The sequence below is a fragment of the Methylobacterium sp. D48H genome, from assembly GCF_053345715.1.
On record NZ_JBKFAP010000252.1, the window covers coordinates 1 to 247 of the forward strand.

Annotated in this window: 1 pseudogene; it reads right to left on the minus strand. The window is 72.5% G+C overall.

Annotated features, from left to right (window positions below):
• Positions 1-247: pseudogene (locus ACLBX8_RS32370) on the minus strand (hypothetical protein); the annotation flags it as partial.

The following is a 247-nucleotide window of genomic DNA, read 5'->3' on the forward strand; positions in this document are numbered from 1 at the left end:
GGTGTTGGTCAGCCCGCCCGCGAGGGTGCCGGCGTTGACCAGGCTGCCGCTGTTGGCCGCGCCACCACCGATGGCGCCGGTGTTGAGGGCCGTGCCGGTGTTGGTCAGGCCGCCCGCGACGGTGCCGCTGTTGGACAGCGTGCCGCTGTTGGCCACGCCGCCGGCGATCACGCCGCTGCTGAGCGCCGTGCCGGCATTGGTCGCACCTCCGGAGATGGTGCCGGTGTTGATCAGGAGGCCGGCATTG